This is a genomic window from Cellulomonas citrea (assembly GCF_009829685.1).
GTDB classification, from domain to species: domain Bacteria; phylum Actinomycetota; class Actinomycetes; order Actinomycetales; family Cellulomonadaceae; genus Cellulomonas; species Cellulomonas citrea.
In genome coordinates this window covers 1-3,841 of record NZ_VWSD01000202.1, presented here as the reverse complement: position 1 = coordinate 3,841, position 3,841 = coordinate 1, and the positions used below count along the sequence as shown (strand labels likewise).

3 protein-coding genes are annotated in these 3,841 nt (G+C 74.8%); 2 read left to right on the top strand and 1 reads right to left on the bottom strand.

All coding sequences use genetic code 11. The features are described 5' to 3' along the window. A partial coding sequence (locus F2B26_RS14925) for a polysaccharide deacetylase family protein (protein WP_159810711.1) occupies nucleotides 1-646 on the top strand: 646 nt, incomplete at its 5' end. A 15-nt stretch (nucleotides 647-661) separates the two neighbouring features. Here F2B26_RS14925 and corA read toward each other — a convergent pair. After that, on the bottom strand, nucleotides 662-1,735 hold the full coding sequence (gene corA / locus F2B26_RS14920; protein WP_159810709.1) for a magnesium/cobalt transporter CorA: 1,074 nt from the start codon (nucleotides 1,733-1,735) through the stop codon (nucleotides 662-664). 126 nt (nucleotides 1,736-1,861) lie between these two features. Between corA and F2B26_RS14915 the strand changes: the two genes are divergently transcribed. Further along, the coding region (locus F2B26_RS14915) for a circularly permuted type 2 ATP-grasp protein (RefSeq protein ID WP_159810707.1) at nucleotides 1,862-3,841 on the top strand (1,980 nt) is incomplete at its 3' end.

The following is a 3,841-nucleotide window of genomic DNA, read 5'->3' as shown; positions in this document are numbered from 1 at the left end:
GGCACCGGCCGCCCCGGCGGCGGCAGCACCCGCCGCCGCCCCGGACTGCTCGGTCGACCGGTGCGTCGCGCTCACGTTCGACGACGGTCCGGGCCCCTCCACCGCCACGCTGCTCGACGAGCTGGCGGCCAAGGGCGCCCCGGCGACGTTCTTCCTCGTCGGGCGCAACGTCGCCAAGTACCCCGAGCTGGTGGCCCGCGAGGCCGCGCAGGGCAACGCGCTGGGCAACCACACCTGGGACCACGCCTGGCTCACGAAGCTGTCCGCGCAGGACGTCGCCGTCGAGCTGGACCAGACGACCGCCGCGATCCAGACCGCCGCAGGCCTGACCCCGACGCTCGTCCGCCCACCCTACGGCGCGTACGACGACCAGGCGCTCGCGCTGCTCGCGGCCCGCGGCGACGCGGCGATCTGCTGGAGCGTCGACACCGAGGACTGGAAGAACCGGGACGCCGGGATCACAACGCAGCGGGCGCTCGAGGCCGCCGCACCGGGGTCGATCATCCTCATGCACGACATCCACCCGTCCACGGTCGAGGCCGTGCCGGGCATCGTCGACGGGCTGCGGGCCGCCGGCTACACCCTGGTCACGGTGCCGCAGCTGCTCGGCACCACGACGCCCGGTCAGGTCTACCGGCACGGCTGAGCCCGGCTGGCCGTCCTACCACCAGCCGCGTCGGCGGAACCACACCACCATCCCGGCCGCGACCACGACGCAGACCACCCAGAACATCGGGTAGCCCCAGCTCCACGACAGCTCGGGGAAGACGTGGAAGTTCATGCCGTACACCCCGGCCAGGAAGGTGAGCGGGATGAAGATCGTGCCGATGATCGTGAGCACCTTCATGGTGTCGTTCGACCGGGCGGACAACGACGTGCGGTACGACTCGGTGAGGTCGCGGGCCCGCTCGCGGTAGCCCTCGATGAGCTCGACCACCTGGACGATGTGGTCGCGCAGGTCGTGCAGGTACACCTGGGTGGTGGGCGACATGCACTCGTGCTGGTCGCGCTGCAGGTTCGCGACCACCTCACGCAGCGGCCAGATCGCCGAGCGCACGGTCACCAGGTCACGCTTCACGTCCTGGATCTCGACCAGCAGGGTCCGGTCGGCCTCGTCGAGGACATCGGCCTCGAGCCGGTCCAGCCGCCCCTCCAGGTGCTCCAGCAGGGGGAACGCGGCGTCCACGACGGCGTCGAGCAGCGTGTAGAGCAGGAAGCTCGCATCGGCGCCGCGGGCCCGCGAGGCACCCTGCTCGAGCCGCATGCGGGTGGGCCGCCAGACCCCGGTGTCCGCGTGCTGGAAGGTCAGCACGGTGGTGTGGCCCAGGAAGATGGAGACCGGGGAGGTCTTGATCCGGTTCCCCGAGGCGTGCAGCTCACGGGCCGTCACCAGCATCCTGGCCGCCAGGTCGCTGCCCTCACCGCCGTAGGCGTCGACCTTGGGACGCTGCTCGCGGCTGAACACGTCCTCGACCGCCAGCGGGTGCAGCTCGTACCGCGCGGCGAGCGCCTCGACGTCCGCGACCCGCTTCATGCCGACGACCTCGATCCAGCGGACCGTCGACCAGTCGGGGCGCGGGGTCCGCAGGAAGTCCGACAGGTCGTCGACCACATGCACCTCGACCCTCGTCGGGCAGTAGTCGACGCAGCGCACCAGGGTGCGGCCGGCGGGTCTGAGCTGGTCGTCGACCAGGCGAGGCGGGCGGTCGCCGGCGTCACGGGGCTCGTGGCTCACGCCGCAGACGGTACGCCGCACGGACGCCCCGCTCGGCGGACTCGCAGCAGGTCCCGAGGTCGCCGGGCGCCCGGCGGCGCGGCCGGCCGATGCCCACCGGCTGCGGGGATAGGCCAGACTGCACCCGTGACCGACCTGCTCTCGTCCCCGGTGCCCCGCACCGGCACGACGGTCGAGCACCGGCCGGACTGGTCGTGGCTGCCCCCGGGGCAGGCACCGACCGAGCAGTCGTTGCAGGAGGCGCGCGACCGGCTCGACACCGTGCTGGGCGACCACGGCGTCACCTACGCCGGCGGGGACGGCCGCTGGCGGCTCGACCCGGAGCCGGTCGTGGTGCACGCCGCCGAGTGGGCCGAGCTGGACGCCGGGCTGGTCCAGCGCGCCGAGCTGCTCGACGCGGTGCTGCACGACCTGTACGGCCCGCGCCGGCTGCTCACCGATGCGCTGCTGCCCCCCACCGCGGTGCTCTCCCACCCGGGGTTCGAACGGGCCGTCGACGGGCTGGCCCTGCCCGGCGGGCGCGACCTGGTGCTCACCGCCACCGATGTGGTGCGCGACGAGGCGGGGCGCTGGTGCGCGATCGCCGACCGGACCCAGGCCCCGTCGGGCGCCGGCTACGCGATGGAGGACCGGCGCGTCGTCGCCCAGGTGATGGCCGGGGTGTACCGGCAGGCGAGCATCGCCCGGCTCGGGCCGTTCTTCCACGCGTTGCGGCACGCCCTGCAGGACGCGGCTCCGCCCACCGCGACCGAACCGCGCGCCGTGCTGCTCAGCCCGGGCCCGGGGTCGGAGACCGCCTTCGACCAGGCGTACCTGGCCTCGATGCTCGGGCTGCCGCTCGTCGAGGGAGCCGATCTGCTGGTGCGCCAGGGGCGGGTCTGGATGCGCGGGCTCGAGGGCCTGGAGCCGGTCGACGTCGTGCTGCGCCGGGTGGACGCCGCCTGGTGCGACCCGCTCGAGCTGCACTCCGGGTCCCGGCTGGGCACACCCGGGCTGGTCCGGGCGGTGCGGGCCGGCACGGTGAGCGTGGTCAACCCGCTGGGCAGCTCGGTGCTGGAGAGCCCCGCGGTGCTCGCGCACCTGCCGCGACTGGCCCGGGCCGTGCTCGGCGCCGACCTGCAGCTCGCGTCGGCACGCACGTGGTGGTGCGGCGACGACGTGGCGCGCCGGTACGTGCTGGACCGGCTGGACGAGCTCGTGCTGCTGCCCACCGAGGCCGGCCCGGGGGTGCGGACGGTGCTCGGCTGGACGCTGTCGGGTGCCGAGCGCGCCGAGCTGGCCGCGCGCATCGAGGCGCAGCCGTGGGCGTGGGTCGGCCAGCAGCCGGTCAGCCCCGGCGGTCCCGAGGCGCTGCGCGGCACCGGCTCGGGCGACGCAGGCGCGGTGGACACCTCGGCCCCGCGTGCGGCCGTGCTGCGCACCTACGCCGTCGCGCACGACGCGACGTACACCGTCATGGCAGGCGGCCTGGCCCGGGTGTCCGACCAGCCGGTCGTCTCCTCCTCGCTCGGCGCCCGCGCCAAGGACGTGTGGGTGCTCGCCCCGCCGGCCCGGTCGCTGCCCGAACCGGGTGGCTGGGACGAGGACGTGCTGGAGGACGCGGGCCTCGGCCGCGGCCCGGCCACCGGCATCTCGCCGCGCACCGCGGAGAACCTGTACTGGATGGGTCGGTACGCCGAGCGCGCCGAGAACCAGGCGCGGGTGCTGCGCGCGGTCATCGACCGGTGGGACGACTACCACGGGCGCGGCGACCTGGTCGGCGGTGCGGCGCTCGACGTGCTGGCGCACGCCCTCGTGCTGCGCGACGAGGACGAACCGGTCCCGACCCGGCTGCCGACCCTGCGCGACCTCGTGCTCGACCGTGAGACGCCGCGGTCGGTGGCCCGTTCGGTGGCGCGGCTCAACGCCGCCGCACAGGCGGCCCGCGACCAGCTGTCGACCGACACGTTCGGGCCGATCGCCCGGATGGAGCGGGCGCTGCGGGACGAACGCGCCCGGGTCCGCACCGACCGCCCGGACCAGCCGACGCTCGCCGAGGCGACCGGGCCGGTCGAGGGTTCGCCGTCGGGTGCGCCGGCTGCAGGATCCCGTACTCGGTCTCGATCC